A 26,761-nucleotide genomic window follows, 5' to 3' on the forward strand; every position below is an offset into this window, starting at 1 on the left:
CATGCCCATCTTTTCTTCATCAAGCGTTGCGTCATCGAGGCCGGGAGCGACGAGGGACGCAGCGCGTTCCCACCTCCATACGGGCCGCGGTCTGAACCGATGATGATCGAGACGACAGGTCGACCATTCAGCCGGGTGCGCCATCCGGCCTGGGTACGCCTGACCCATTGGACCGGCGCGGCCGCGACCCTGGCGCTGATGATCAGCGGCACCGCGATCCTGCTGGCCCTGCCGAAACTGTTCTGGGGCGAGACCGGGGCCAACGACGCGCCGGCCTGGATCACCCTGCCGCTGCCGGTCGATCTCGAGCAGACCGGCTGGGCCCGCAACCTTCATTTCCTGGCCGCCTGGATTTTCGTCCTGAACGGTGCCGTCTACCTCGCTCTCGCGCTGCTGCGCGGGCACCTGCGCCGCCGTCTCCTGCCGGAGCCGGCCGAGATCCGGCCGCGGGCGCTGGCCGGCGAGATAAGGGCGCATCTGCGCTTGCGCGTCGGGGCGCCGCCCACCGGCCGCTACAACGCGCTGCAGAAGATCGCCTATCTGGTCGTCCTGCTGGTGCTGGCGCCGCTGATGCTGCTCACCGGCCTGACCATGTCGCCCGGCGTCACCGCCGCCTGGCCGGAGCTGTTCACCCTGTTCGGCGGCCGGCAATCGGCCCGGACGATCCATTTCCTGGCGGCCTTCGCGATGGTCGCGTTCCTCGCCATCCACATCTGGCAGGTGCTGGCCAACCGGCCTTTGGCGCTCATGCGCGGCATGATCGTGGGGTCGGGCGGCAAGGGTGAGGAGACCGCATGAGCGCGCTGACCCGTCGCCGCCTGATCCTCGGGACCGCCGGGTTCGGCGCGGCCGGCCTCGTGGGCGGCTGCGATCCCGGCGCGCCGCAACTGCGCCCCAACCCCTACGGGTTGAGCGACTGGCTGACCTTCGCCGGGCAGCGCCTGCTGCTGGCGCGCCAGCCGCTCGCCCGGGAATTCGGCCCGGAGGCGATCTCGGCGGTGTTCCCGACGATCAACACCACCGACCCGGACGATCCGGCCTATTGCCGCTCGAAGGCGCTCGGCTTCTCCGACTGGCGCCTGCCGGTCACCGGCCTCGTCGCGCGGCCGGAGTCGTTCTCGCTCGCCGAGTTGAAGGCCATGCCGGCGCGCACGCAGATCACGCTCCATTCCTGCGAGCAGGGCTGGTCGGCGATCGGCCAGTGGACAGGCGTCCCGCTCTCCCAGGTGCTCGCCGCCGCCGGGATGCGCCCGGAGGCGCGCTATGTGGTGATCCGAACCGTCGACGGCTGGTGGGACAGCTACGACCTGTTCGACGCCCTGCACCCGCAGACGATCCTGGCCTACGGCATGAACGGCGCCGACCTGCCGGTGGCCCACGGCGCGCCGGTTCGCCTGCGGGTTGAGCGCCAGCTCGGCTACAAGTCCTTGAAATACCTCACCAGCATCGAGGCTGTGGATCGCGTCGACGGCATCGGCCACGGCCGCGGCAGCATGGTCGCGGGCCTCGGATTCAGCTGGTACGCTGGCATCTGAGCCGCCCGCGGGACTCCATGCGGCCGGGGAGGGGGCCTCATGGATGTCACGATCGGGCTGAGCACGTTCGCGGTCGGCGCCGCGGCGCTGGCGGTGATCACGCTGGCGGCCGGGGTGAAGATGATCCCGCAGGGCCACGTCTTCACCGTCGAGCGGTTCGGCCGCTACGCCCGCACCCTCGAATCGGGCCTCGGCCTGATCATCCCGTTCGTCGAGCGCATCGGCCGGCGGGTGAACGTCATGGAGCAGGTGGTCGACGTCCCGAGCCAGCAGGCCTTCACGCGCGACAATGCCGGCGTCACCATCGACGCGGTGGTGTTCTACCAGGTGCTCGACGCGGCCCGGGCCTCCTACGAGGTCTCGAACCTCGACCTCGCCATGACCACCCTGACCATGACCAACATCCGCACCGTGGTCGGCTCGATGGATCTCGACCAGCTCCTCGCCCACCGGGACGAGATCAACGAGCGCCTGCTGCGGGTGCTCGACGCGGCGGCCGCGCCCTGGGGCGTGAAGATCAACCGCATCGAGATCAAGGACATCGTGCCCCCGGCCGACCTCGCCGGCGCCATGGCCCGGCAGATGAAGGCCGAGCGCGAGAAGCGCGCCTCGATCCTCGAGGCGGAGGGCCAGCGCGCCGCCGAGATCCTGCGGGCGGAGGGGCGCAAGCAATCGGCGATCCTGGAGGCGGAGGGCCGTCGCGAGGCCGCGTTCCGCGACGCCGAGGCCCGCGAGCGCTCCGCCGAGGCCGAGGCGGCGGCGACCGGGATGGTCAGCCGCGCGATCGCCGCGGGCGACATCGCGGCGGCGAATTTTTTGGTGGCGGAGAAATACGTCGACGCGGTGCGCGCGCTCGCCACCGCGCCGAACCAGCGCGTCGTGGTGGTGCCGATCGAGGCAGCGGCGCTCGCCGGCACTTTGGGCGGCATCGGCGAGCTCACACGCGCGGTCTTCGGCGAGGCGACCCCGCCCCGGCGCACGGGCTCGCCGCCCGATGTCGCCCCGCGGGCCTGACCCATGGCCGATCCGCTGGCGATCCTCGCGGCCCTCGGGCCGGCCTGGAGCTGGGTGATCGCCGGCCTGGTTCTGGCCGGCGCCGAGATCGTCGTGCCGGGCGTGTTCCTGATCTGGTTCGGCCTCGCGGCCGTGGCGACCGGACTCGCCACGGCGCTGATCCCGATCCCCTGGCAGGGCCAGACCCTGCTGTTTGCCGCCCTCGCTATCGTCCTGGTCGGTCTCGCCACCCGCCTGCACCGCCGCGCCGGACGCCACGACGCCACCCTCAACCGCGCCGACCGCGGCCTGATCGGCCGCGAGGCCGTGCTGCCCGAGCCGATCCGCCAGGGCGCCGGCCGCCTCCGCTTCGACGACACCCTGTGGCGGATCGAAGGACCGGACCTGCCGGCCGGGGCGCGCGTGCGGGTGATCGGGCTCGCCGGGACGGTGCTGCGGGTGGAGGCGGTGTGAGGCGCGCGCTGGGCGCTGCCGGGTGGGTTTGTCGAAAACCGTTTCCGGCCCAGCCCAGACGCGCGGATCGCCGTCGCCGCTTCTCTAAAGCAGCCATTCGCCGGCCTGCGGCAATTTTGGCTCTGATTGGGAAACGGATTGCGGATTTCCGCCGCGCATGAGGCATCCGAGATCTAGAACATCCCGTTTGGATTGGCCGAGGCATCGGGCAGGATCTGCAGCACATCCCAGTGCTCAACGATCCGGCCGTCCTCATCGAGGCGAAAAATATCGATGGCCGCATAGTCATGATCACCCGGCCAGTGCTGAAGGCAGTGCAATACAACCAGATCGCCCTCAGCAATTGCCCGCTTGACGTCTACTCGCTTGCCCGGCCACTCACGCGACATGCGCTCGAAATAGGCAACGAAGCCATCCTTGCCTGTGGCTACGTGTGGGTTGTGCTGGATGTAAGTGGCGCCGGCATAACGCTCGATAGCCTCGCGCGGACGGCAATCGTTGAACATCAGCTCGTAGAACGCGATCACGTTCGCCTTGTTCTGTGCGAGATTTGGCATGCCGTCTGCGTTTAACCCTCTGAAAGCCATCGGCTATTCATGAAAGGGAGCACGCCGCGAGAGAGCAGGCAAGCGCTTGGAAGCGGACGTTCCGATCCCCTGCAATGGGTGAGAGCAATCCTCGCGTTGATGTCGGCTTCGATGCATCTGCCGTCCAAAAGCGGACCGACAGAAATCCACCCAAAGCAACCTCGTCTGAAACCTGCGGCGTAAGGGCTCGACCCAACGCTGCAAGCAGCCGCGCTGCGTTGATGAACCGCCCGGTCCACACTCCTCGGTCGAGCCCGGGCGGTAGGCTGTCGTCCACTCACAGACTCTACCCGAACGCCCCGACCTCATGCTGGATCATGCCCGAGATCTCCCGCACCTGGTCGAACAGGCGGCGGATCGGCTGGAACAGGTTGGCGTGCTCGGCCTCGTAGGTGCCGACATCCCGGGGGCCGGCGGGCTCGCCGAAATTGAGGCCGAGCGTCGGGTCCGGGGTGACCGGGAAAATCTCGTCGAGGAGTTTCAGGCAGCCGTCGATGTCGAGGCGCAGGAAGTGCTCCAAGAGCTGCTCCCGGGAGATGCCGGCCTGCGGGCGGAAGCCCGGGATGTGGACTGCCAGGAACCAGATCCGGTGGATCAGCGCCAGCCGCAGGGCGTGCAGCAGGGTCAGCCGGGCCGACATGCCGGGCAGGTCGGGGGCCGCGGTGGTCAGCGCCAGCCAGTCCCGGGTCAGGCGGCCGAACAGGCCGCGTAACGAGGCGGCGAGGTCGAGGCGCTCCAGGGCGCCGGCGATGACCACCAGCTCCTCCCGGCGAAAGTCCTTCTGGGTGCGCCGGGCCCGCTCCAGCCAGACGGCCGGGTCGAGGGTGTCGATATAGGCGCGCAGCACGTCGAGATCGCCCACGGCGGCGGCGTGCTGGACCAGCCGGAAGGCCCGGGAGAAGCGCACCGAATCCCGGCGCATGTCGCGGAACAGGTCCGGGCCGCGCTGGGCGGCCCGGCCGATCCCGTGGAGGGAATTCGCCAGGAAGCCGAGCTGGTGCAGGATCGCGTTGTTGGGGATCGCCCGCATCTGGCGGGGATGGGTGATCCGGGCCGGCCCGCCCGTGTCGCTCTGGCGCGCCACCGGGCGGGAGCCGGTGCGGTCGATCAGGCTCGGGCCGAAGGTGCCGAGCAGGGCGGCGTAGCCGGCATCGTCGACCAGGGCCTCCATGTCCTGGCGGGCGGCCGTGAAGAATTCCAGGGCGAAATCCGGCTCCGAATAGATCGGGTCGTCCTTGGCGTCGCGGCCCTGCTGGCTGTCGTTGAGGGCATAGTCCGAAAAGCTGTCGTCCTCGGCGATGTCGAGGGCGTAGACGTGCTCGGCGATGCGGGCGACGCTGGCCTGGGCCAGCGCCTCGGTGCCGTAGAGCAGGTAGCCGTCGGTGCCCTGGAAGCTCGATTCGAGCCGCACCTTCAGGCCGGCCTTGCGGGCGCGGTCGCGGGCATCCTCGGGGGCCAGGTAGGCGAGGCGGTCGCGCAGCGAGGTCGGGTGGGCGCCCCGGCCGATCGACTCCCCGTGCGTGTCGAAGATCGCGAGCTCGACATCGGCCAGGCCGTTCTGGACCAGCATCTCGGTGATGCGCAGGCGCAGCCGCTCGATCCAGAAGGTCGCGGCGAGCTGGCCGACATAGCGGCCGGAATCCGAGTAGCCGAATTGCACGGTGAGCCGGCCGATCCGCTTCAGGTACTGGCGCCAATGCGGGTTGCGCAGGGCGTCGTCGAGCACCCGGATGCCCTGTTCCAGGGCGCTCGCGGTCTCGAACAGGGGCGTGATCTCGAGCTTGTCGGCAATGCCGTAATGGCGCGCCAGCCAGAGGGCGGCGAGCAGGGTGTAGCCGGTCTCGGTCTCGGCGATGAGGAAGCGCACCGGGTGGGTGCCGTCCACGTGCTTGAGGATCTGGGCGATGGTCATCATCAGCCGGGCGGCGGAGGCCCGCTCGGCGGCGAGCGCGCCGAAATCCACCGCGACCGGGCGGACGTCGTTCAGGAGCGTGTGGATGGTGGCCAGATGCGAGCGGCGCTGGGCGGAATCGGTCGGCTCGCCCTCCAGGTCGATCACCCGGCGCACGGCGTTGTGGATCTGGCTGGCGTTGAGCCGGAAATGCGGCAGGGCGTTCGACAGGCCGTGGGTGGCGACCCCCGAGCGCAGGACCGCAATCGCCCGCTTGTCGGCCTCGTCGGCGGCTTCCAGGGCGGCGGTGAGCCCGGCCACCAGGGCGCCGGCATCGGTCTGGGCGCGCTCGCGCTCGATGATCAGCGCCAGGGCGAAGCGGTGGACCGATTCCAGCGACGGCTTGTCGCCGAGCCGGGGGGCGACCGCGAGCTGGCGGTTGACCGCGGCGAGCGCGTCTTGGGCGAGCGCCCGGACCTCCCGGCAGGCGGGGCTGTCGGGCAGGTCGCGCATCACCCGGTCGAACTGCATGCGCTTGGAGATCAGCCGGTAGCGCAGGGTGTCCCACCAGCCGATATCGGTGCGCCCGTCGGTGTCGCAGCCGACCCAGCTGGCGATGGCGAAGGGGCGGGGCGTCAGCTCGGTCCAGCGCTCGGGCCAGCGGGCGCGGGCGGCGTCGAGCAGGGCGCCGTTGAACCCGTCGAGGGCGAGGCGGCCGTTATTGGCCGCCGCGCAGGCCTGCTCGAACTCGGCATCCAGGGTGATCGGCGCGTCCGGCCGGGTGGAGAGCGCGGCGGCGCGGGCGATCAGGTCGGCGCGGGCGGCGGCGTCCGCCAGGCTCGCGGCCTGGGCGAGAAGGCCCGCCACGGCTTTCGGCATGCCGAAGGTCGGGTGCGCGGTGAACACCACCGCGAAGGCGGTGCGGTGGATGAAGGCCGCGAAGGCGGCGAGACCGTCCGGGCCGCCGGGGGCGGCGGCGACCAGGCGCGCGGGGATCGCGGCTTGCGGGTCGGCCGGCCCGGATTCGAGCCCGACATAGGCGCGCAGCCGCTCGGCCCGGGCCGCGAGCGCCGCGGCGCGCAGCCGCACGAACAGGCCGTCGAGGTCCCCCGCCGCGATCTCGTTGCGGTCGAACCGGCGGGTGATCGCCAGCGTCACGGCCAGGACCGGATTGCGGAACGGGTCCTCCCGGGCCTGCTCCCGGGCACTCTCGATCAGGCCGAGGAGATGGCTCTCCAGTTCCTCGGGCTCGCGGCTCGGCTCATGCTGCATGGATCCGTCCCGGCTCCGGTCGTCTCGCCTCTACTGTTATAGGCAAGGCATGTTCCACGCATGACGGGGTGACGGCGCCGCCGCGGGCGGCTAGAGCTTCCCGCCTCATGGAGCGCCTGCTGATCATCCTGGCCGTGCTGATCTGTGTCGTGGCCGGGGTCGCGGTGGTCGGCATGTCGGCCCGCAGCCGGCGCGCGCCGCTGCGCATGGGCTCCGAGCTCGACGCCGAGGACGAGCACCTTCTGATCGGCACGGTCGGCCCGTCGCAGAGCCTGATCGACCGCGAGGCCGAGGTGCTCGACCCGCGCCTGCTGGATGTGGAGTCGTTCGACCTGAAACCAATCCCAGCCCCCGAGCGGACCGCGCGGATCGCGCCGCCGCCTCCCGAAGCGCCGGAATCGGGCCGATGAGGGCCGTGCGTCCCGGCGCGGCGGGCTTGCTGCTCGCCCTTCTGGCCGCCCCGGCGGCGCTGTCGGCGCCGGCTGCGCAGCCTCCGGCCCAAACGGCGCCCGCGCCGCCCGAGCCCGCGCCGGAGCCCGCTCCCGCCGCAGCCCCACCGGTGGAGCAGCCCTGCGGGGCCCGGGCGGCGCGCTACGAGGGCGGCAAGGGGTTCGCCATGGTGGTGACCCGATCCGGGCAGGTGCGCACCACCAATCCGCTCCGGCCCCTGACCCCGGAGGTGAACGAGGTCCTGCAGGTCGTGATCGCCGGCAAGGTCGCCACCGCCTACGGGCCGGATTTCTCGACCCTGCGGCGCGGCACCGCCCCGGCCACCATCGAGGCGATGCTGGGCGGGCCGATCCACTGGCAACCGGCCTTGCCGACCCTGCCGGACCCGATCGCCATCGTCACCGAGGAGGGGGCGACCCTGGCGCAGCTGGCGTTCCGCGCCTGCGAGGATCCCCCCGCGGTCAAGGCCGCGCCGAAGCCCCAGGCCAAGAAGAAGGCCCCGGCCAAGCGCGCGGCCCCGAAGCCGGCCGAGAAGGCGCCCCCGGGCTTCTCCGTGCCCCAGGGCGCGATCGCCGAGTAGGCGGGGCAGGGGGCTTCTTGCTGTCAGCGGATGGTGCTTACAGGACGGGGCACGGGTTGCCCCGTCGCACGGGACGCAGCGAGAGCCGGTCCCTTACCCCAACCCTCTCCCGCACGGGGGAGAGGGCCTGTCGCGCCTGGCATCGGTCAACCTGGAACAACGCATCCGCTGGCCGGCCGCAACCCGTTGGCGCGCGCGGAAAAACTACTTCTGCTTGGCGATGACCTTGTCCTTGATCCCGTCATAGACGTTCTTCGGGATAATCTTCTTGGAGACCAGCTCGTCCTTGCCGCGATAGGGCCGGCCCTTGATGATCGCGGCGGAGCGAGCCTCGCCGATGCCCGGCAGGGCATCGAGCTCGGCGGCGCTGGCGCTGTTGAGGTCGAGCAGGGCGCCCTTGGCGGCGTTGGGCGACCCGGCCACGGGCGCGCTCGGGGCGGTCGGCTTGGCGGGGGCGGTCGGGGCCGCGGGGCTCGACGTCTGGGGCGCCTGCGCCCAGGCGGGCGCCGCCAACAGGCTCGAGAGCAGGGCGAGGGCGGCAAAAGTCTTTTTGGAGGAAGCCATGGCGGTTCTCCCGAAGGGCCGGCCCGCTGCGCGGTGCCGTGGCCCGGATCTAGGTCCCGGCGACTTGAACCCCGGCTTAACGGTTGTGGTGCTGCGCCTCTAGCCACGGCCGGGCGCCGGCGTTATAAGCGCGCCCTCATCCGTATCCCGCGGTGTGCGAGGCGATCCTTGATCGAGGAGCCGCCCGCGCGCCGCTTTGCCCGCGGCATCACGAAGGATCCCTGCCATGGCCGTTCCGAAGCGAAAGACTTCCCCCTCCCGTCGCGGCATGCGCCGCTCGGCCGACGCCCTCAAGGCGCCGACCTATGTCGAGGACAAGGATTCGGGCGAGCTGCGCCGTCCCCACCACATCGACCTGAAGACCGGCATGTATCGCGGCCGTCAGGTGCTGAAGGTGAAGTCGGCCGAGGCGTAAGCTTCGGGATCGATTCGGGGCCCGGGACGTCCCAGTCTCGGCCTCATCCTGAGGTGCGCGCGCGAAGCGGGCGCCTCGAAGATCCTTCCGGAAGACACAAAGATCCCTGGCCCCCCTCGAGGCCCGCTGAGGCGGTCACTTCAGGACAAGGGGAACGCTTGCGATGTGCGTGACGCGCGCATCCCGGCACCATGATCGCGAGCGCATCTATGCAGGGCGGCACACGCTCTGCGGCCGTAGCGGTCTGCCGGGTTGCTTCGCTGCGCTCGAAATGACGGCAAGGCGATCAAGAATCATCACGCCAGCCGGCGTGCGGCCTCCGCGTAGCGCGCCGCGGCTGCCCGGGTGCGTTCCAGCCGCGACGGCCTGAGGGTCGGATCGCTGGCGGTCAGCAGGTGCGTGACGAAGCCCGCGGCCGCCCCACCTGTGCCGAATCGGTCCGGCGGGATGATCGTCGCGCGCGGCTCCGGCCGGCCTCCATCCAGAACCACCAGGGCCCGGACCGGCGGGATCGCGTCCGTGGACGCGACCGACCCGCTGGCGGCGGCCGCAGGGTGGGCCGGCCCGCTCCAGGCTGCACCGGTCCGGCCGATTCTCTCGATCCGCGCCATGGCGACACCCTCCGCACGTTTCCGTGCCCGTGTCGCCAACGTGGGACTGGCCTTAACGGTTCGTCAACTTATCGGAAACACGTAGTCGCACCCCCGTGACCGGTTTTCGCCAGCCAATGTCACTTCTTGGCGAGCGCCTCGAGGCGTTGCTGCATCTCCAGCATCTGCCGCTTGAGGTCGTCGAGCTCGCCGCCGGAATAGGCCGGCGTGCCCTGCGGCGGCGCCTGCGGGGCCGGGGACTGCGCCCCGCCGGCGGGCGGCGCGAAACCGGTGAACATCTTCATGGCGTCGCCGAAGAAGTTCATGTTGGTCCGCACCGACTGCTCGATCGCGTTCTGGAACGCGGCCGGGCCGAAGCTGTGGGCGAATTTCTCGCGCAGGCCGTCCTGATCCTTGGCGAAGTTCGCCATCGAGAATTCCAGGAAGCTCGGCACCATGGTGCGCATGCTGTCGCCGTAGAAGCGGATCAACTGGCGCAGGAACGCCACCGGCAGCAGGTTCTCGGCGCCGGCCTTGTTCTCCTGCTCGAAGATGATCTGCGTCAGCACCGAGCGGGTGATGTCGTCGCCCGCCCGCGCATCGTAGACGACGAAATCCTCGCCGTTCTGGACCATCGTGGCGAGGTCTTCCAGCGTCACGTAGGTCGAGGTGCCGGTGTGATACAGGCGCCGGTTGGCGTATTTCTTGATGACGGTCTGGGTGGCCTTGACGGTATCCGCCATCGGGAACGGCCTTTCTGGACTCGGGACTCTAGGGGCGTTTCAGGCTCGCGCGATGCGACCCGGCGGGGATCGTCTTCGCGCCCGCAACACGATCCTTAAAGCCTTCCACGGGCGCAGAAAACAGCAAACTGCGCCTCTTCAACGCAGAATAATGCCGGGTGCGGGCCCGCGCACAGACCATTTTAGTCTCTCAGCCGCGTCATCGAGGCGTTTTCAGGCTTGAGCGTCATCCTTGACTTCGCCGATCCGAGGCCCTTCATCGCGGGACAGGCTTCAGAGCGCGCCCGGATCGAGGAAGGCGCGCCGGCTCGTAAGAGGAGAACGTTCACATGGCAGGCAGCGAAGAGATCGTCATCGTCGGGGCCGCGCGCACGGCGGTCGGCTCGTTCGGCGGCGCCTTCGGGGCGGTGCCGGCCCACGAGCTCGGCGCCACCGCGATCAAGGCCGCCCTGGAGCGCGCCAACGTGTCCCCCGAGGACGTGGACGAGGTGATCTTCGGCCAGGTGCTCACCGCCGGCGCCGGCCAGAATCCGGCCCGTCAGGCCGCCATCAAGGCCGGCATCCCCGAGAAGGCCACCGCCTGGGGCCTCAATCAGGTCTGCGGCTCGGGCCTGCGCACCGTCGCCATCGGCATGCAGCAGATCGCCAACGGCGACGCCACCGTGATCGTGGCCGGCGGCCAGGAATCGATGTCGCTGTCGCCCCACGCCCAGTACCTGCGCGGCGGCCAGAAGATGGGCGACATCAAGCTCGTCGACACGATGATCAAGGACGGGCTCTGGGACGCCTTCAACGGCTACCACATGGGCCAGACCGCCGAGAACGTGGCCCAGGCCTTCCAGCTCACCCGCGAGCAGCAGGACCAGTTCGCCACCCGCTCGCAGAACAAGGCCGAGGCCGCTCGCAAGGAGGGCCGGTTCAAGGACGAGATCGTGCCGGTGACGATCCCCGGCAAGAAGGGCGACACCGTCGTCGACACCGACGAGTACATCCGCGACGGCGCCACCGTTGAGGCGATGGCCAAGCTCAAGCCGGCCTTCTCCAAGGAGGGCACGGTGACGGCTGCCAACGCGTCCGGCCTGAACGACGGCGCCGCCGCTCTCGTGCTGATGTCGGCCTCCGAGGCCGAGAAGCGCGGGCTCACGCCCCTCGCCAAGATCAAGTCCTGGGCGACCGCGGGCGTCGACCCGAAGGTGATGGGCACCGGCCCGATCCCGGCCTCCCGCAAGGCCCTCGAGAAGGCCGGCTGGAAGCCCTCCGACCTCGACCTGATCGAGGCCAACGAGGCCTTCGCGGCGCAGGCGCTGGCGGTGAACAAGGATATGGGCTGGGACGATGCGAAGGTGAACGTCAACGGCGGCGCCATCGCCATCGGCCACCCAATCGGTGCCTCGGGCGCCCGGGTGCTCGTCACCCTGCTGCACGAGATGAAGCGCCGCGACGCCAAGAAGGGCCTCGCCACGCTCTGCATCGGCGGCGGCATGGGCGTCGCGATGTGTGTCGAGCGGCCCTGATCCTTTTGTAACGGCCGGCTGTCCACCAATATAGACTTGAGTCCTAACTCAGAAAAAATCGCGTGCGGACGCCATCCGCACGCGGCATCACGTGATGCGAACAGGAGGAAACAACAATGGCTCAAGGACGCGTCGCACTCGTGACGGGCGGCACCCGCGGTATCGGCGCCGCGATCTCGAAGGGCTTGCAGGCCAAGGGCTACAAGGTCGCGGCCAATTACGGCGGCAACGACGAGGCGGCCCAGGCCTTCAAGGCCGAGACCGGCATCCCGGTCTTCAAGTTCGACGTGGGTGATCTGGCCAGCTGCGAGGCCGGCATCAAGGCGATCGAGTCCGAGGTCGGGCCGATCGAGGTGCTGGTCAACAATGCCGGCATCACCCGCGACGGCGCCTTCCACAAGATGACCTTCGACAAGTGGCAGGCGGTCATCAAGACCAACCTCGATTCGATGTTCACCTGCACCCGGCCGCTGATCGAGGGCATGCGCAATCGCGGCTTCGGCCGGATCATCATCATCTCGTCGATCAACGGCCAGAAGGGCCAGGCCGGCCAGACCAATTACTCGGCCGCCAAGGCCGGCGTGATCGGCTTCGCCAAGGCGCTGGCCCAGGAGAGCGCCTCCAAGGGCATCACGGTCAACGTGATCGCACCGGGCTACATCGCCACCGACATGGTGATGGCGGTGCCGGAGGAGATCCGCAACAAGATCATCGCCACGATCCCGACCGGCCGCCTCGGCAAGGCCGAGGAAATCGCCCACGCGGTCGAGTATCTGGCGAGCGACGAGGCGGGCTTCATCAACGGCTCGACGCTCACCGTGAACGGCGGCCAGCACTTCGTCTGACCGCTTTTTCAGGGTGTACGGGGCGCGCCCGGTTCCGCCGGGGCGCCGCGCTCATCACCGACGCCGCGTTGCCCTGCCGGGCCGCGCGGCGTTTCTTTTTGGATGTCGCGCGCCGCCGCTGGGTTTCGAAACGGCCGATCCCCAACGCCCTCTTCCTCGGGCACCCAAGTGAAGCGGAGGCCCCGAACGGGTCCTCCGGAAGCGACCGCGATCCCGGACAGCCCCCCCGAGCACGCAAATCCTTAGCCAGCCGTTCGGCCGATGGCCGCCACTGAGCAAAGAAGACTTCGCAGGCCGCGCAAGTCTGACGAATCCGTTCCTGCGCCGTAGATCCTGTCGGAATGCGTGTGGATCTGTGCATTGCGGGAGCCGGCGCGTGAAATCGCACAGGTGCTCCGGAACACGAACAATTTGAGCCGTCCCGGATAGGTCTCGTTTCAGCCCGGCGTGGTTGTTCACGCCAGCAAGAACGAAGGCCCCGACACGATGAACACCACATTCACCATGCGCTCTGCCGGTGAAAATCTTGCCGCCGACCGGAAGATCCGTGCGCGTGGCGTCTCGACCTTCGCCAAGCTCGGCCTCGCCGCTGCCTGCGCGCTCGGCCTCGCCGCCTGCGTCACCCCGCAGGAGCGGCACGCCATGGATGGCAACCAATGCTACGCGTTCGGGTTCGAGCCCGGCACCGACGCCTTCGCCCAGTGCATGATGGATCTCCATCAGCAGCGCGCGCTGACCCAGGCCAACCGGGACCTGTACTGGCGGTCCCACTTCGCCGAGCAGACCCGCCGCCGGGAGGCGCAGCAGGATCTCTACAAGCAGATGAGCCTGCAGCGCAGCGGCGACACGCGCTTCCCCGTCTGCGGCGCCGCCTCGGATGGCGGCATGGACCGCCGAACCATGACCTGGTTCGGCCCGAACTGCCGCGCCCGCTGATCCCGATCCGGAGAGACCCCCATGTCCGATCTCATCGCCCGCGGCCCGCGGAACCCGAGCCGGCTCATCTTCGTCGCCACCGCCCTGGTCGGCGCCGCGACCGGATTCTCGACCGGCGACTTCGGGTTGTTCTGCCTGGCCGTTTTCGGCTGCGCGATCCTGTTGTCCGCCAGCTACGCACTGGTCCGGCGCTGGCTCGGTTGGGAGCCGCTGAAAGTCGACGACCTGTTCGAAGTGGTGCGGCTGCTGTCGCCGCACTGATCCTCTTCCCTGCGCGGGCCACGCGCAGGGAATCCGAGACGACCGGCCCAATCCGTCGAAGGCTCGCCGGTCACGCCCCCATCATCGCCGCCGCATTCACGCCCTCGAGATCGCCATGACCCTCGCCCTGATGCTCGCCTGCGTCCTCCTGGTTAACGTCGTGATGGCCGGCCTGTTCTCGCTCGTCGCCCTCTGGGCCGACTGAGCTACGGAGCGCCGACGCAATTGGCGTAGAAGGTCGTGGTCGCCGGCCAGTCCGAGAACACGCCGAGCACGCCGACCTGGCCGTGCAGCACGTCCAGCAACCGCAGGATGTCGCCATCCCCGGTCACCACCGGCTTGATCGACTGGTAGTAGTATCCGCCGCCCTCTTTCAGCGGCCCCGAGCGCTCCAGCGACCAGGCGATCAGGCCGAGCCCGGCCTTCTTCGCCTCCCTTGCATAGGTGGAGGGCTCGATCGCACCGTCAGGACCGGGACGGACCAGCATCCACAAGGGCGGCGCCAGGATCTTGACCCCCTTGGCGGCGAGCTCCGCCATGCCGGGCTTCCAGGTCTCCGGCTTCTCCGGATCGAAGCCCTTGGTGGTCTCGTCGCGGTCGTCGAGGAAGATCGCCTGGCGGCCGAATTCCGGGTCCTTCTCCAGCCAGTACAGGATATCCCGAAGCTGGAAGCTCTGCGGGTACACGTCGGAAGCCGGGATCCCGGCCTGCTTGTACTCGTCGATCAGCTGCTGGGCGTATTGGTCCTGGGTGTAGCTGCCCTCGAACGGCATCGGCACCTGGGGCGCCTTCAGCTCGGGGGTGAACTTGCGGCCCATCCCCTTCACCAGGGCGATGTACTCCTTGTGGGACATCAGCGTGCCGGTGGTGGCGTAGAGGTCGGTGCGCCAATGCGGCGTCGCGTTCATGTAGGCGGCGACCGTGGTTGCGTCCGGGTCGGCCGCGTCCATCTTGCCGTTGAGCGATTTGAACTCGGCCAAGGTCAGGTCGCTGGTGCAGCACTTGGCCGAGGCCTTGCGGCCGGTGGCCGGGTCGGCGGGCTCGAACCCCTTGGTGCATTTCGCGGCGAGGTTCGGCCGGGCCAGGATGTCGGTGGTCGTGTGCAGGTCGCACTGGCTGTGCCGGCAGACCAGCTGGCGGTCCTTGGTGAAGGCGACGTCGCACTCGATGATCCCGGCGCCCATCCGATAGGCGGCGAGCAGCCCCTCCTTCGTGTGCTCGGGGAACATCAGCGGCGCGCCCCGGTGCGAGATCGAGAAGGTTCTCGGCGTGTAGGGCCGGTCGATGCCGCAGGCGGACAGGTGGTCCTTCAGCGGCCCGGGCTTCAGCTGGTCGACGAGGTAGAACGGGCGCGGTCCGAGCTGCACGCCCTCGCCGGCGAGCGCCGAGCCTCCCGTCAGCAGCAGCCCAAGGACAGCAAGGATCGCGCGCATCGACAGATCTCCCGGTTGCAGCGCCCGTAGAGCGCGACCGTGACAGGGGCGTGAAGCAGCCTCGCCGACTCAAGGCGCGCATGATAGCTGCGATTCATGAGCCAGACAGCGTCATCTTCGGCCCGCGACAGGGCGCGCTCGGCCGCGACCGTGGCGGGGTTCGGGGCGATCCTGCTGTGGTCGCTGCTCGCCCTGTTCGCCGCGGCCTCCGGCACGGTGCCGCCGTTCCAGCTCGCCGCCATGACCTTCTGGATCGGCGGCCTGTGCGGCTGCGCCACCTGGATCGCCCGGCCGTCCCGCGCCCGGGCTCTGCTCCAGCCCTGGCCGGTCTGGCTCCTCGGCGTCGGCGGGCTGTTCGGCTACCACGCGCTCTATTTCAGCGCCCTGCGCCTGGCCCCGCCGGCCGAGGCGGGCTTGATCAACTATCTCTGGCCGCTGCTGATCGTCCTGTTCTCCGCCCGGCTGCCGGGGGCGGGCGGGCTGCGCGCGGGCCATGTCGCGGGCGCGGCTCTGGGGCTGGCCGGCGTGGCCGCCCTGTTCGCCGGCCGGGGCAATCTCGATTTCGCCGCGGGGGCGTTGCCGGGCTACGCCGCCGCCCTGGCCGCGGCCTTCGTGTGGGCCGCCTACTCGGTGCTGTCCGCCCGGGTCGGCCAGGTGCCGACCGACGCCGTCGCGGGTTTCTGCCTGGTCACGGCGGCCCTGAGCCTGGCCTGCCACCTCGTCTTCGAGACGACGATCTGGCCCGCGGACGCCACCCAATGGGGCGCGGTGCTGCTCCTCGGGATCGGGCCGGTGGGGGCCGCCTTCTATCTCTGGGATATCGGCTGCAAGCGCGGCGATGTCCGCCTGCTCGGCGTCACCGCCTACGCGGCCCCGGTCCTGTCGACTCTGATCCTGGTGGCGACCGGCTATGCCAAGCCCGTCCCGGCTCTGGCACTCGCCTGCCTGCTGATCGTGGCCGGCGCGCTGACGGCGGTGCGCGCCTCGCGGGCGGCGCCGAAGGCGGTCTAGCTCCGCGGGGTCGGCCGCCAATCCGGCGGGGCCATCTCGAAGCCCGCGAAGTCGAAGCCCGGCGAGACCGTGCAGCCGACCAGCGTCCAGGCGCCCAGGCTGGTGGCGGTCTGCCAGTGCCCCGCCGGGACCACGCATTGCGGGCGCTGCCCGGCCGCGAGGTCCGGCCCGAGATGCTGGGCGGTGGCGTCGTGGCCGTTCGGGCTGGTCGTGATCACCAGCGGCGCGCCGGCGTGCCAGTGCCAGATCTCGGTGGCGTCGACCCGGTGCCAGGCGGAGGCCTCGCCGATATCGAGCAGGAAGTAGATCGCGGTGCCGACCGAGCGGCCGTCCACCGTGCGCGGGTCGCGGAAGGTCTCGCGGTAATGCCCGCCCTCCGGATGGGGCTTCAGCCCCAGGGTCGCGATCACCTCGGCTGCCGTCATCATTCGCGTCTCCGTCCTTCGCTTGCCGCCACTCGGCGCCGATGGTACCGGCCAAATCGTTGGAAGGTCCCGAAAAAATGCCGAGCCCGATTGTACGCCTCCACCGCGGCGACCTGCCCGCCGATTACGACGCCGGGCGGGCCGTGGCCATCGACACCGAGACGCTGGGGCTCAATCCGCACCGGGACCGGCTCTGCGTGGTGCAGATCTCCACCGGCGACGGCACCGCCGACGTGGTCCAGATTCCCCAGGATGGCCCGGAGCCGGTCGTGCTCAAGCGCGTCCTCGCGGATCCCGAAATCCTGAAGATCTTCCACTTCGCCCGGTTCGACGTGGCGGTCCTGTTCAAGGCGTTCGGGGTGATGCCGGGGCCGGTCTACTGCACCAAGATCGCCTCGAAGCTCGCCCGGACCTACACCGACCGTCACGGGCTCAAGGACGTGGTCCGCGAGCTCGTGGGCGTCGACCTGTCGAAGCAGCAGCAATCCTCCGACTGGGGGGCCGAGACCCTGACGCAGGCGCAGCAGGATTACGCAGCCTCCGACGTGCTCTATCTCCACGCCGCCCGGGAGCGGCTCGACGCCATGCTGGCCCGGGAGGGCCGCACCGATCTCGCCGCCGCCTGCTTCGCCTTCCTGCCCACCCGCGCCCGGCTCGACCTCGACGGTTGGCCCGAGACCGACATCTTCGCGCATACGTGAACGACGTTGCCGGCCGCGGGGCGATTCCGGCGGGGCCTGAGACTTTCCCGTCACCGCAGCGCGAACGGTCGCTGCTAGGTTGCTTTCGCCGGGGCTTGCGAGTCCCGGCCAGGCCCTCCTCGCCGGTCACCCACCCGATCAGGCCGGCGAGGAGGGTCCGTCCTCAGGTCAGGGTACGCAGGCCGGACGGCGTCGCGATCCGGGCGGTCCAGCGCGGGGCCGGGCCGGCCTCGATCCGCGGCGGGTCGGTCAGGCCGAGGTCCGCATGGAGCGCCGCCACCGCTTCCGGCTCCGGATGGATGAGCGAGAAATCATCGAGATGCGCCCCGAAATCCGGCATCGTCCCTGCCGGGTGCGGGCGGTCGCCCCAGTCCATCACGTAGGGCGCGGCGCCGTCCGCCGGCCAGGTCCCGTCCGGGCGCAGGCCGAAGCGCCACGACAGCGTGCCCCGGGTCAGCGTCGCCGCCGCGCCGAGCAGGTCGGGATGGGCGGCGAGCAGAGTGTCGATGTCATTGGTGCGGGCGACGAAGCCGCGCAGCCGCCGCCCGGCCTCCCACTCCGCCCGCACCCGCGCCGCATCGCCGAGGCCGAACCAGCGGGCGCGGGGCGGCGGCGCTGCCTCGGGATCGGCGGCGATCACTTCGAGGAACGTCGATGCGCCGAGGCGGAGCAGATGGTTGCGGGTGCCCATCTCGGAATGGCGCCCGCCCTCCGGCATGTCGAGGCCGAGGCAGGCCCGGACATGGGCCACGCCCTCCGCGAGGTCTGGGGCCACGACGACGAGGTGGTCGAGGGTGAGCATCCGTGCATCTGCCGCTTTGAACGATCGAGACGTCCGCGTGTCACATGCCCTTCCGCAGGTCGAGATGAACCTGGATAAGCAAGCGTCGAAGGTCCTCCGGATCAAGGAAGCGCAAGTCGGTGCAGGCGGTGGCCCGGAATTTCATCCGTTTCTCCGGTGTTAGGTCGCTCCCCAGCACCGCGCCTATGAAATCGCGCAAGCGGCGCGATCCTCGCCCTTGAAGCAGCCAAGACTCGCGGCGGTGGCTTCCTCGAACGACGCGTCCTGATCGTCGATGCTCTGATTGAACCGCTCACCGAAGCGGATGAATTCCGGTGTCGCAGGCATCCGTCCCGATTCCCGCCGCGCCCGGTTCCGCAGCTTGCTCTGCCGGCTCACGACTGCTTTCGCGTCACAATCTGTCTCGCACTCTCTTGAGGAAGGCTCTGAGTTCGGCGCCATCGTAGAACACGATGTCTGCCTCCGACGACCACCACAGCTTTCGCAGTTCCTCGTCCGAGACATCGTCCTGCGTGAGGGTGTCAAGATAGGCTTTCAGGCGGCCTCCTTCGGTTTCGTCCTTGAAAGGGGAAAGAATCCATTGAATTACCGCGTCTTCAGTAGAAAAACCCTCCATAAGATCTTGGTGGAATTGACGTGTGAATGTGTCAAATTCTGACGATTTTACCGACGGACGTGAAGCCGATTGGATGATGATTTCAGGGCGGAAGGCTTGTTTTAAAATATCGACTTCATCAGTATTGATCTTAGTAAATACAATAATTAGAAAAAATAACATGATCATTTCAGATATACTATAATCATAATCGATCGCGAATATTATTAAGCAACAATCTTAGTGGCGGTGCAGAATGGAACAACCAATGCGCTTTCGAGTCGTTCCAGATATCTAATAATTCCTTGCCGTCGAAATCATCGCTTGTGATAAGAGATAGATAATCACGCAGAGATAAACGGCGCTCTTGCGAAAACGGCTCTATGACAAATTGCAAAAGTTCCGCTTCCGTGCTAAAAATTAGATCGACATCTTGAAAAAAGCGTTCGGTCAATTCGTCGAACTCTGGATGTGTAGCCATATCAATCTCCTTCATTGTAAGGAAACGCTGATTGTACGTGATAACCTCGCGACGACCGTCGATCGCGGACTATGTATATGGCTACGCCATACGTATTTCTCATGTACATCACGCCATCTTTGGTAATGTATGCCTCGCGGCCAGTTCGATATCCGAACCGCGTTGTAAAGTAGGCGCGGTCTTTCTCCCCAGATGCCACTTCATCAACGCGCTGGGCGTTGATTTCCAACGTTCGATTAACGAGGTCGTTAGCTGACTCTCGGGAGTCGAACGAGCCGTCGCGTTGCAGTCCGCCATGAGCCAACAGGTTTCCCCATTGGCTCTTCCGCACGCGTTCCATCATCTCTTCGTCGGTCTTTCCGACGTGTGACTCAATTGTATGTCCCCCGAGTTTTTCCTCTTCTTCTAAAACTACGTTATATTAATATTTATCTTTGTTGCTGACATTATATATGTGCGCTGTGTTGTCGTTCTCAGACCGAACTGAACCGTCGTCACTCGTCCACTGTCCCCCGTCCGGATGTCCGGCGGGGACCCGCGGTTGGCCGGGATTGTAGGCGCGAAAGACGAGGCTGAGTCGAAGCAGCTTTACCTCAACACTGAGAGCTGCCAGCTGCCACCGGAACCGGGTGACGACGATCTCTTTCGTGACCATGAATCACCCCGCCTGCGACCGGGTCATTAATAGGCTAATAATCTTATTTGTCAAGTTTGTTCTTGATTTGTTCGACGTTCGAGGTTGGAGTTGGCGACGGGCGCTTCTACCTCACCTCTCAAAGTCGAGGGCCGGGCGTCACGCCCGGCCCCCTCTCACATCACAGCGAGTAGTACTGCACGAACTCGATCGGGTGCGGGGTCATCTCGTAACGCAGCACCTCGGTCATCTTCAGCTCGATGAACGAGTCGATCTGGTCGTCCGTGAACACGCCGCCTTCCTTGAGGAAGGTCCGGTCCTTGTCGAGGCTGGTGAGCGCCTCGCGGAGCGAACCGCACACGGTCGGGATCTTCTTCAGCTCCCGGGGCGGCAGCTCGTAGAGGTCCTTGTCCATGGCCGGGCCCGGATCGATCTTGTTGCGGATGCCGTCGAGGCCGGCCATCAGCAGGGCCGAGAAGGCCAGGTAGGGGTTGGCCATCGGGTCGGGGAAGCGGACCTCGACGCGCTTGGCGTTCGGGCTCTTGGTCCACGGGATCCGGCAGGAGGCCGAGCGGTTGCGCGCCGAGTAGGCGAGCAGCACCGGCGCCTCGTAGCCCGGCACCAGCCGCTTGTAGGAATTGGTCGAGGGGTTGGTGAAGGCGTTGAGCGCCTTGGCGTGGCGGATGATGCCGCCGATGTACCAGAGGCATTCCTGGCTGAGGCCGGCATACTTATCGCCGGCGAAGACCGGCTTGCCGTCTTTCCAGATCGACTGGTGAACGTGCATGCCCGAGCCGTTATCGCCGTAGACCGGCTTGGGCATGAAGGTCGCCGACTTGCCGTAGCTCTGGGCGACGTTGTGGATGCAGTACTTGTAGATCTGCATGTGGTCGGCGAGCTTGGTCAGCACGTCGAACTTCATGCCGAGCTCGTGCTGGGCGCTGGCCACCTCGTGGTGGTGCTTCTCGACCTTCACGCCCATGGACTGCATCGCGGCCAGCATCTCGCCGCGCATGTCCTGGGCCGAATCCTGCGGCGGGACCGGGAAGTAGCCGCCCTTGGTCTGGACCCGGTGGCCGAGATTGCCGCCCTCGTAATCGGTGAAGCCGTTGGTCGGCAGCTCGTTCGAGTCGAGCTCGAAGCCGGTCCGGTACGGGTCGGCCGCGAACTTCACGTCGTCGAACACGAAGAACTCGGCCTCGGGGCCGACATAGATCGTGTCGCCGATCCCGGTCTGCTGCAGATAGGCCTCGGCGCGCTTGGCGGTGCCGCGGGGATCGCGCGAATAGGGCTCGCCGGTGGCGGGCTCGAGCACGTCGCAGACGATCGACAGGGTCGAGGCCGAGAAGAACGGGTCCAGGCAGGCGGTGGACGGATCCGGCATCAGCAGCATGTCGGACTCGTTGATCGCCTTCCAGCCGGCGATCGAGGAGCCGTCGAACATGGTGCCTTCGGCGAAGATCTCGTCGTCGATGAGCGACACGTCGAACGTCACGTGCTGCCACTTGCCGCGGGGGTCTGTGAACCGGAAGTCCACGTAGCGTACGTCGTTGTCCCGGATGGTCTTCAGAACCTCGGCCGCAGTCGTCATCGTGGGCATCCTCCAGGAAAGGCGTCGGGGATTCTCGCGCGGGGCGTCCACCTTGGGTCGGGCCGCACCGGCCGCGCCGCTTGATATCCGTCGCGGGGCCGCCTTGCCACCCGGGCAGACGGGGAATCGCTCACGGAGCGAGAGGTTTGGCCCATGCGGGCCGCGCGCTCTCGATAGCGTGAACGCCGTTCGGAGGGAATTGGCCCCATCCGGGGTCCGGCGACGCGGTTTCTGGCATGCTCCATGCAAAGGCGGCAGCGGCCGTCGAGGCGGCGGCAAGCCGTTCGCGTCGCCCGGGATTTGACCAGGTCGCGCATCGACAACGGACGAGAGAACCGGAATGACGAAATATAAGCTCGAGTATATATGGCTCGACGGGTACACGCCGGTCCCGAATCTGCGCGGCAAGACGCAGATCAAGGAATTCGACAGCTTCCCGACCCTCGACCAGCTCCCGATGTGGGGGTTCGACGGCTCGTCCACGAAGCAGGCCGAGGGCGGCAGCTCCGACTGCATGCTCAAGCCCGTGCGCCACTTCCCCGACCCGGCCCGCAAGAACGGCGTCCTGGTCCTGTGCGAAGTGATGATGCCGGACGGCAAGACCCCGCACGAGTCCAATAAGCGCGCCACCATCCTGGATGACGCCGGCGCCTGGTTCGGCTTCGAGCAGGAGTACTTCCTGTACAAGGACGGCCGCCCGCTCGGCTTCCCGGCCAGCGGCTTCCCGGCCCCGCAGGGCCCGTACTACACCGGCGTCGGCTATTCGAATGTCGGCGACGTCGCCCGCAAGATCGTCGAGGAGCATCTCGACCTCTGCCTCGACGCCGGCATCAACCACGAGGGCATCAACGCCGAGGTCGCCAAGGGCCAGTGGGAATTCCAGATCTTCGGCAAGGGCTCCAAGAAGGCCGCCGACGAGATGTGGATGGCCCGCTACCTCCTGCAGCGCCTGTGCGAGAAATACGGCATCGACGTCGAGTACCATTGCAAGCCGCTCGGCGACACCGACTGGAACGGCTCGGGCATGCACTGCAACTTCTCGACCGCGTTCATGCGTGAGCACGGCGGCAAGGCCTATTTCGAGAAGCTCATGGAGGCGTTCAAGAACGCCCGCGAGGACCACATCGCGGTCTACGGCCCGGACAACCACATGCGGCTGACCGGCAAGCACGAGACCGCCTCGATCCACGAATTCTCGTACGGCGTGGCCGACCGCGGCGCCTCGATCCGCGTGCCCCACTCCTTCGTGAACAACAACTACAAGGGCTATCTCGAGGATCGCCGCCCGAACTCGCAAGGCGACCCCTACCAGATCGCCTCGCAGGTGCTGAAGACGATCTCTTCGGTGCCGACCGAGGCCGCTGTCGCCGCCTGAGGCGGGCCCGGGAGCCTCGGGCTTCCGATGAAACGTTCCGGAGCCGGGCCCGCGCGCCCGGCTTCGCCGTCTTCAGGTCCGGCGCGGGCGCTCGTCGTCGCGGATCGCGGCCTCGTGGTACCAGGCGCCGCCGAAGCTCGGCATCGGCGCAGGCTTGGCCTTCTCCGCCGCCCGCGGTGCCGGTCGGGCGCGCCGGAACGCCGACAATTCATAGATCTTGGCGGTGTCACGCCCGTCGGTTCCGGCCATCACATGGTCCTCCTGAATGGATTCGAGGCGGCCGATCGGCCGTCCGTTCCAGAGGATGTGGGGTTGCCGGCGCAACACTCCATGCCCTGGCACGTCGATGCCGGACATTCGTGCAGCGTGAATTCTTAGGCAGGACGGTGGCGGAGCAGGAAAACGCCCGCGCGTGACGTCGGAATGCTGGTCGCTTCCGGGATCAGGGCACAAGATCCGCCGGCGCGAAGCCGCGCGGATCAGCCGTCAGATCGCGTCGGTGCCGGTCTCGCCGGTGCGGATGCGGATCGCTTCTTCGATCGTCGAGACGAAGATCTTGCCGTCGCCGATGCGGCCGGTCTGGGCCGACTTGCGGATCGCCTCGACGGCGCCCTCGACGAGCGCGTCCGACAGGACGATCTCGAGCTTCACCTTGGGCAGGAAGTCGACCACGTATTCGGCACCGCGATAGAGCTCGGTATGGCCCTTCTGACGGCCAAAGCCCTTCGCCTCGATGACGGTGATGCCCTGGAGGCCGACCTCCTGGAGCGCCTCCTTCACCTCGTCGAGCTTGAAAGGCTTGATGATCGCTTCGATCTTCTTCATGCCGCTCGGGCCTGCGCTGCGCTGCCGGATATTTCTAACATCGTCGTGAAGCCTCCGCCACGCCGTTTTCGCGACGGGCGCCACGTTAGTGCCCATTCGGCGCGCAGGCTACGCACATCCTTCGGGCTTTCGATGAATTTGTGGCGCATTTTTAATCACCGGTGTTCGGTGCACGGGCAGACGTGGAGATGAGCATGCGGGTGCTGACGGTCGCGGCGATGCGGCAGGTCGATGCGGCGGCGATCGCAGGGGGAATACCGGGCATCCGGCTGATGGAGGCGGCCGGGGCCGCGGTCGCCGAGCGCGCCGCCGCGCGGCTGCCGGCGGGCGGGCGGGTCGTGGTCCTGTGCGGGCCCGGCAACAATGGCGGCGACGGGTTGGTGGCCGCGCGGCTGCTGGCCGAGCGCGGCTATGCGATCGACCTATTCCTGCTCGGCGAGCGCGCGGCGCTGCCCGGCGACGCCGCCCTCGCGGCCGAGGCCTGGACCGGTCCGGTGCACCCGGCCGCCGCCGAGGCGCTGCCCCCATGCGACCTCGTGATCGATGCCCTGTTCGGCGCCGGACTGTCGCGCGATCTCGACGGCGCGGCCGGCGCCCTGGTCGAGGCCGTGAATGCCGGCGGCCGCCCGGTGCTCGCCGTCGATGTGCCGAGCGGCGTCGACGGCGATACCGGTGCCGTGCGCGGCGTCGCGATCCGGGCCGTGGAGACCGTGACCTTCGTGGCGTTCAAGCCGGGGCACCTGCTCCAGCCCGGCCGGGGCCTGTGCGGCCACCGTCATCTGGCCGATATCGGGACGGGCGCGGCGGCCTTGGAGGTCGGTCTCGGTGCCGCGACGCCACCGATCTACCGGAACGGGCCGGACCTGTGGGCGAAAACCTTTCCCCGGCTCACCGGGGAGAGCCACAAATATACGCGGGGCCACGCCCTGGTCCTGTCGGGTCCGGCGACCAAGACCGGCGCAGCGAGGCTCGCCGCCCGGGGCGCCCTGCGGGTCGGGGCCGGCCTGGTCACCCTGGCCTCGCCCCAGGCGGCCCTGGCCGAGAACGCCGCCCAGCTCACCGCGATCATGCTGCGGCCCTGCGAGACGGCGGACGACCTCGACGATCTGCTCACCGACGAGCGGCTCAACGTCGTCCTGGCCGGCCCGGGCCTCGGCACCGGCGAGCCGACCCGGGAGCGCGTCGCGGTAGCTGCCGCCGCCGGCCGCAGCCTCGTGCTCGACGCCGACGCGCTGACGAGCTTTGCCGGACAGGCGCCGCTGCTCGCCGCCCATCTGGCGGACGGCGACGCGCAGGCGGTGCTCACGCCGCATGAGGGCGAGTTCGCACGGCTGTTCAAAGGGACGGAAGCCACCGCCGAGGGGGCCGACAAGGTTGCCCGCACCCGCGCCGCCGCCGCGCTCATCGGCGCCGTCGTGGTCCTGAAGGGATCCGACACCGTGATCGCGAGCCCCGACGGGCGCGCCGCGATCAACGATCACGGCAGTCCCTATCTCGGCACCGCAGGCTCGGGCGACGTGCTGGGCGGGCTGATCGCCGGGCTGCTGGCCCAGGGCATGCCGGCCTTCGAGGCTGCGGCGGCCGGCGTCTGGCTCCACGGCGATGCCGGGCTCCGCCATGGGCCGGGCCTGATCGCCGAGGACATCCCGGAGTTGATGCCCGCCGCGCTCGGGAGCCTCGTCGAAGCCGGGCTCAGGTAACCTCGAACATCGTCCACAGGCCGGTGTCGAACCGCTCCAGCACGGTGGCGCTGATCAGCCAGCGCCCCGGATTGTCGGCCAGGAAGCCGATGCGGGCAGTGCGGCCTTCCAGGAGCTGGAACGTGTCGAGCCAGTAGGGCTCCCAGCCGTCGTCCAGGGGATGGAGTAGGCGGAAGCAATGGCCGTGCAGGTGCAGGGACTGCGGGAAGGCGGTCTCGTTGCGCAGGGCCAGCACCACCACCTGCCCGCGCTTCACCGTGAAGATCGGCTGCAGGCCCGTACTCGCGCTGGTGCCGTTCACCGACCAGATTTTTTGGGGATCGCCGGTGTAGACCGGCTCTGGCGCCGGCTTGTCCTTCGGCGCGTCTTTGGCGGCCTCCTTGGCCGCCTTGGGCACGAAGGCGCCGCCGGTGATCACCACGTCGCGCCGCAGGGCGTTCTGAAGCTTGATCTCGGCGGGCAGGCGCTTGTTCTCGCCGATCGGCCCGATGGGCGGCCGCTTCTCGGTGATCTTGGCGCCTTTGGTGGTGACGGTGGCCAGGGTCAGGCCCTGGCCGACCAGCGCGATGATCGAGCAGGTGGCGCCCTCCTGCTCGGGCAGGTCGACCATCAGGTCGTAACGGGTGCCCGGGGGGAACGGCAGGGTCGCGCGCAGGGGCTCGAACGTATCGGTGGGCTGCCCGTCCACGGCCGCGACATAGACCTTCACGCCCTCGAACCGGAGCCGCGTGCCGCGGGCGTTGCAGGCATTGCCGAGGCGCAGGCGCACCCGCGCGCCCGGGCGCGCCGCGAACGTGTCCGGCACCGGCTTGCCGTTGACCGTCACGAGATTGCCGAGGCGCCCGTTCGTGGCGGCGAAGAGCGGCTGGCCGAACGGCATCAGGACGGCATCGTCCTCCAGCCGCCAATCCTGCATCACCAGCCCGACATCGGCGTCGACCAGCGGCGGGTTCGCCTCCTCGACGATCAGCATGCCGGCCAGCCCCCGGCCGGACGGCTCGCTCGCCCCGCCCACGACGAGGGGGCGGATCAGGTAGGTCCCGGCATCCGGGGGCGTGAACTGGTACAGGAAGTCGGCGCCCGGCTGGATCGGCGCCTGGGTCACGCCGCCCACCCCGTCCATCGCGTTGACGTTGCGGACCCCGTGCCAGTGCAGCGACAGCGGCTTGTCGGTGCGGTTCTCGATCTTGAGCCGGACCGGCTGGCCGAGCTTGATCCGCACCAGCGGTGGCACGGTTTTCCCGTCGAAGCACCAGATTGGCGTCTCGGCCGCGGGCTCGGGCCGCAGCCGGGCCTTGCCGGGGGTGGCCGGCAGGCTGGGGGGCGCAGCCTCGGCCGGTGCCGAACCCGGCGTCGCGGGTTTCTCGGGCGCGGTCGCCTGCGCCTGCACCGCCTCCGGCAGCAGCCCGAACGCGGCCGCCGTGGCGAGCAGGGTCCGGCGCGACGGCGTTCCGCCGCGCGGATCGGTCGGCGGCACGGGGCGGAATGAGGTCATGGGGTCTCGACGGCGGCTCGCAGCGGGCCTGGGTAGATAGCCG

32 protein-coding genes are annotated in these 26,761 nt (G+C 68.5%); 15 read left to right on the plus strand and 17 right to left on the minus strand.

Translation table 11 applies throughout. The features are described from left to right. The first annotated feature begins 102 nt into the window (after nt 1-102). Genes WYO_RS31125 through WYO_RS23110 form a run of 4 tightly spaced genes read left to right on the plus strand, consistent with a single transcriptional unit; the run spans nt 103 to nt 3,002 of the window. The gene (locus tag WYO_RS31125; protein ID WP_039903883.1) at nt 103-798 is read left to right on the plus strand and encodes a cytochrome b/b6 domain-containing protein; all 696 of its coding nucleotides are present in this window, start codon (nt 103-105) and stop codon (nt 796-798) included. Continuing rightward, nucleotides 795-1,535 carry a molybdopterin-dependent oxidoreductase gene (locus tag WYO_RS31130; protein WP_007567066.1) on the plus strand — a complete coding sequence of 247 codons (741 nt, stop codon included), beginning with the start codon at nt 795-797 and terminating at the stop codon, nt 1,533-1,535. The genes WYO_RS31125 and WYO_RS31130 overlap by 4 nt, the downstream gene beginning before the upstream one ends. Before the next feature lie 39 nt (nt 1,536-1,574). Further along, nucleotides 1,575-2,549 carry an SPFH domain-containing protein gene (locus WYO_RS23105; RefSeq protein WP_007567068.1) on the plus strand — a complete coding sequence of 325 codons (975 nt, stop codon included), beginning with the start codon at nt 1,575-1,577 and terminating at the stop codon, nt 2,547-2,549. Between the two features lie 3 nt (nt 2,550-2,552). Next, nucleotides 2,553-3,002 carry an NfeD family protein gene (locus tag WYO_RS23110; protein WP_007567070.1) on the plus strand — a complete coding sequence of 150 codons (450 nt, stop codon included), beginning with the start codon at nt 2,553-2,555 and terminating at the stop codon, nt 3,000-3,002. 173 nt (nt 3,003-3,175) lie between these two features. Here the strand turns inward: WYO_RS23110 and WYO_RS23115 are convergent, their stop codons facing one another. Further along, on the minus strand, nt 3,176-3,559 hold the full coding sequence (locus WYO_RS23115; protein ID WP_039903846.1) for a nuclear transport factor 2 family protein: 384 nt from the start codon (nt 3,557-3,559) through the stop codon (nt 3,176-3,178). Between the two features lie 316 nt (nt 3,560-3,875). Further along, the gene (locus tag WYO_RS23120; RefSeq protein ID WP_007567074.1) at nt 3,876-6,752 is read right to left on the minus strand and encodes a phosphoenolpyruvate carboxylase; all 2,877 of its coding nucleotides are present in this window, start codon (nt 6,750-6,752) and stop codon (nt 3,876-3,878) included. Between the two features lie 107 nt (nt 6,753-6,859). Between WYO_RS23120 and WYO_RS23125 the strand changes: the two genes are divergently transcribed. Together WYO_RS23125 and WYO_RS23130 are read left to right on the plus strand one after the other, a co-directional pair. Then, on the plus strand, nt 6,860-7,162 hold the full coding sequence (locus tag WYO_RS23125; protein ID WP_007567076.1) for a hypothetical protein: 303 nt from the start codon (nt 6,860-6,862) through the stop codon (nt 7,160-7,162). Continuing rightward, nucleotides 7,159-7,782, plus strand: coding sequence for a hypothetical protein (locus WYO_RS23130; RefSeq protein WP_007567078.1), 624 nt, complete (start codon nt 7,159-7,161; stop codon nt 7,780-7,782). The genes WYO_RS23125 and WYO_RS23130 overlap by 4 nt, the downstream gene beginning before the upstream one ends. 204 nt (nt 7,783-7,986) lie before the next feature. Here the strand turns inward: WYO_RS23130 and WYO_RS23135 are convergent, their stop codons facing one another. Then, nucleotides 7,987-8,346, minus strand: coding sequence for a helix-hairpin-helix domain-containing protein (locus WYO_RS23135; protein ID WP_007567080.1), 360 nt, complete (start codon nt 8,344-8,346; stop codon nt 7,987-7,989). A 226-nt stretch (nt 8,347-8,572) separates the two neighbouring features. On the opposite strand from WYO_RS23135, the gene rpmF reads away from it, so the two are divergent. Continuing rightward, nucleotides 8,573-8,761 (plus strand): 50S ribosomal protein L32, encoded by a 189-nt coding sequence (gene rpmF, locus WYO_RS23140; protein WP_003601373.1) that lies wholly within the window; start codon nt 8,573-8,575, stop codon nt 8,759-8,761. Between the two features lie 296 nt (nt 8,762-9,057). On the opposite strand, the gene WYO_RS23145 is transcribed toward rpmF, so the two are convergent. Further along, the gene (locus tag WYO_RS23145; protein WP_007567115.1) at nt 9,058-9,372 is read right to left on the minus strand and encodes a hypothetical protein; all 315 of its coding nucleotides are present in this window, start codon (nt 9,370-9,372) and stop codon (nt 9,058-9,060) included. Between the two features lie 119 nt (nt 9,373-9,491). Continuing rightward, nucleotides 9,492-10,094 carry a polyhydroxyalkanoate synthesis repressor PhaR gene (gene phaR, locus WYO_RS23150; RefSeq protein ID WP_007567118.1) on the minus strand — a complete coding sequence of 201 codons (603 nt, stop codon included), beginning with the start codon at nt 10,092-10,094 and terminating at the stop codon, nt 9,492-9,494. Between the two features lie 329 nt (nt 10,095-10,423). Between phaR and WYO_RS23155 the strand changes: the two genes are divergently transcribed. The 4 genes from WYO_RS23155 to WYO_RS23170 all read left to right on the plus strand — a co-directional run bounded on the left by WYO_RS23155 (nt 10,424) and on the right by WYO_RS23170 (nt 13,650). Beyond that, nucleotides 10,424-11,608: an acetyl-CoA C-acetyltransferase gene (locus tag WYO_RS23155; RefSeq protein ID WP_007567120.1), complete on the plus strand. Its 1,185-nt coding sequence runs from the start codon at nt 10,424-10,426 to the stop codon at nt 11,606-11,608. Nucleotides 11,609-11,724: 116 nt separating this feature from the next. Next, nucleotides 11,725-12,453, plus strand: coding sequence for an acetoacetyl-CoA reductase (gene phbB, locus WYO_RS23160; protein ID WP_007567122.1), 729 nt, complete (start codon nt 11,725-11,727; stop codon nt 12,451-12,453). Between the two features lie 486 nt (nt 12,454-12,939). Further along, nucleotides 12,940-13,389, plus strand: coding sequence for a hypothetical protein (locus tag WYO_RS23165; RefSeq protein ID WP_007567124.1), 450 nt, complete (start codon nt 12,940-12,942; stop codon nt 13,387-13,389). A 21-nt stretch (nt 13,390-13,410) separates the two neighbouring features. Beyond that, nucleotides 13,411-13,650 carry a hypothetical protein gene (locus tag WYO_RS23170; protein ID WP_007567125.1) on the plus strand — a complete coding sequence of 80 codons (240 nt, stop codon included), beginning with the start codon at nt 13,411-13,413 and terminating at the stop codon, nt 13,648-13,650. Nucleotides 13,651-13,856: 206 nt separating this feature from the next. Here WYO_RS23170 and WYO_RS23175 read toward each other — a convergent pair whose 3' ends face one another. After that, on the minus strand, nt 13,857-15,083 hold the full coding sequence (locus WYO_RS23175) for a glycerophosphodiester phosphodiesterase family protein (RefSeq protein WP_007567129.1): 1,227 nt from the start codon (nt 15,081-15,083) through the stop codon (nt 13,857-13,859). A gap of 96 nt (nt 15,084-15,179) precedes the next feature. On the opposite strand from WYO_RS23175, the gene WYO_RS23180 reads away from it, so the two are divergent. After that, nucleotides 15,180-16,094 (plus strand): DMT family transporter, encoded by a 915-nt coding sequence (locus WYO_RS23180; protein WP_007567131.1) that lies wholly within the window; start codon nt 15,180-15,182, stop codon nt 16,092-16,094. Here WYO_RS23180 and WYO_RS23185 read toward each other — a convergent pair. Further along, nucleotides 16,091-16,519 carry a cupin domain-containing protein gene (locus WYO_RS23185; protein ID WP_007567132.1) on the minus strand — a complete coding sequence of 143 codons (429 nt, stop codon included), beginning with the start codon at nt 16,517-16,519 and terminating at the stop codon, nt 16,091-16,093. The two genes, WYO_RS23180 and WYO_RS23185, sit on opposite strands and share 4 nt — an antisense overlap. Nucleotides 16,520-16,596: 77 nt before the next feature. Here WYO_RS23185 and WYO_RS23190 point away from each other — a divergent pair, with 77 nt between their 5' ends. Continuing rightward, the gene (locus tag WYO_RS23190; RefSeq protein WP_007567133.1) at nt 16,597-17,220 is read left to right on the plus strand and encodes a ribonuclease D; all 624 of its coding nucleotides are present in this window, start codon (nt 16,597-16,599) and stop codon (nt 17,218-17,220) included. 163 nt (nt 17,221-17,383) lie between these two features. Here the strand turns inward: WYO_RS23190 and WYO_RS23195 are convergent, their stop codons facing one another. From WYO_RS23195 to glnA, 7 genes are all read right to left on the minus strand, one after another. Next, a complete protein-coding gene (locus WYO_RS23195; protein WP_007567134.1) occupies nt 17,384-18,022 on the minus strand; it encodes a VOC family protein in 639 nt (212 codons plus the stop codon). Nucleotides 18,023-18,062: 40 nt separating this feature from the next. Further along, the gene (locus tag WYO_RS31730; protein ID WP_007567135.1) at nt 18,063-18,221 is read right to left on the minus strand and encodes a hypothetical protein; all 159 of its coding nucleotides are present in this window, start codon (nt 18,219-18,221) and stop codon (nt 18,063-18,065) included. After that, complete coding sequence (locus tag WYO_RS23200; RefSeq protein WP_039903853.1) at nt 18,206-18,400, minus strand: hypothetical protein; 195 nt, start codon at nt 18,398-18,400, stop codon at nt 18,206-18,208. The genes WYO_RS31730 and WYO_RS23200 overlap by 16 nt, the downstream gene beginning before the upstream one ends. A gap of 13 nt (nt 18,401-18,413) precedes the next feature. Continuing rightward, nucleotides 18,414-18,806, minus strand: coding sequence for a hypothetical protein (locus WYO_RS32230; RefSeq protein WP_244424275.1), 393 nt, complete (start codon nt 18,804-18,806; stop codon nt 18,414-18,416). 16 nt (nt 18,807-18,822) lie between these two features. Beyond that, nucleotides 18,823-19,098 carry a hypothetical protein gene (locus WYO_RS31135; protein ID WP_128755074.1) on the minus strand — a complete coding sequence of 92 codons (276 nt, stop codon included), beginning with the start codon at nt 19,096-19,098 and terminating at the stop codon, nt 18,823-18,825. A 1-nt stretch (nt 19,099) separates the two neighbouring features. Beyond that, the gene (locus WYO_RS30100) at nt 19,100-19,474 is read right to left on the minus strand and encodes an RNase A-like domain-containing protein (RefSeq protein ID WP_279888929.1); all 375 of its coding nucleotides are present in this window, start codon (nt 19,472-19,474) and stop codon (nt 19,100-19,102) included. Nucleotides 19,475-19,913: 439 nt separating this feature from the next. Further along, nucleotides 19,914-21,323: a type I glutamate--ammonia ligase gene (glnA, locus tag WYO_RS23210; protein ID WP_007567139.1), complete on the minus strand. Its 1,410-nt coding sequence runs from the start codon at nt 21,321-21,323 to the stop codon at nt 19,914-19,916. Nucleotides 21,324-21,663: 340 nt separating this feature from the next. On the opposite strand from glnA, the gene WYO_RS23215 reads away from it, so the two are divergent. Next, nucleotides 21,664-22,698: a glutamine synthetase beta-grasp domain-containing protein gene (locus WYO_RS23215; protein ID WP_007567141.1), complete on the plus strand. Its 1,035-nt coding sequence runs from the start codon at nt 21,664-21,666 to the stop codon at nt 22,696-22,698. 72 nt (nt 22,699-22,770) lie between these two features. Here WYO_RS23215 and WYO_RS23220 read toward each other — a convergent pair whose 3' ends face one another. Together WYO_RS23220 and WYO_RS23225 are read right to left on the minus strand one after the other, a co-directional pair. Beyond that, nucleotides 22,771-22,947: a DUF2735 domain-containing protein gene (locus WYO_RS23220; protein ID WP_007567143.1), complete on the minus strand. Its 177-nt coding sequence runs from the start codon at nt 22,945-22,947 to the stop codon at nt 22,771-22,773. Between the two features lie 237 nt (nt 22,948-23,184). Continuing rightward, nucleotides 23,185-23,523, minus strand: coding sequence for a P-II family nitrogen regulator (locus tag WYO_RS23225; protein WP_003600526.1), 339 nt, complete (start codon nt 23,521-23,523; stop codon nt 23,185-23,187). Between the two features lie 194 nt (nt 23,524-23,717). On the opposite strand from WYO_RS23225, the gene WYO_RS23230 reads away from it, so the two are divergent. Next, on the plus strand, nt 23,718-25,223 hold the full coding sequence (locus tag WYO_RS23230) for an NAD(P)H-hydrate dehydratase (RefSeq protein ID WP_007567151.1): 1,506 nt from the start codon (nt 23,718-23,720) through the stop codon (nt 25,221-25,223). On the opposite strand, the gene WYO_RS23235 is transcribed toward WYO_RS23230, so the two are convergent. Then, nucleotides 25,216-26,718 (minus strand): multicopper oxidase family protein, encoded by a 1,503-nt coding sequence (locus WYO_RS23235; RefSeq protein ID WP_007567152.1) that lies wholly within the window; start codon nt 26,716-26,718, stop codon nt 25,216-25,218. The genes WYO_RS23230 and WYO_RS23235 overlap by 8 nt on opposite strands. Between the last annotated feature and the right edge of the window lie 43 nt (nt 26,719-26,761).

The sequence above is a fragment of the Methylobacterium sp. GXF4 genome (assembly GCF_000272495.1).
Taxonomy (GTDB): Bacteria; Pseudomonadota; Alphaproteobacteria; order Rhizobiales; family Beijerinckiaceae; genus Methylobacterium; species Methylobacterium brachiatum.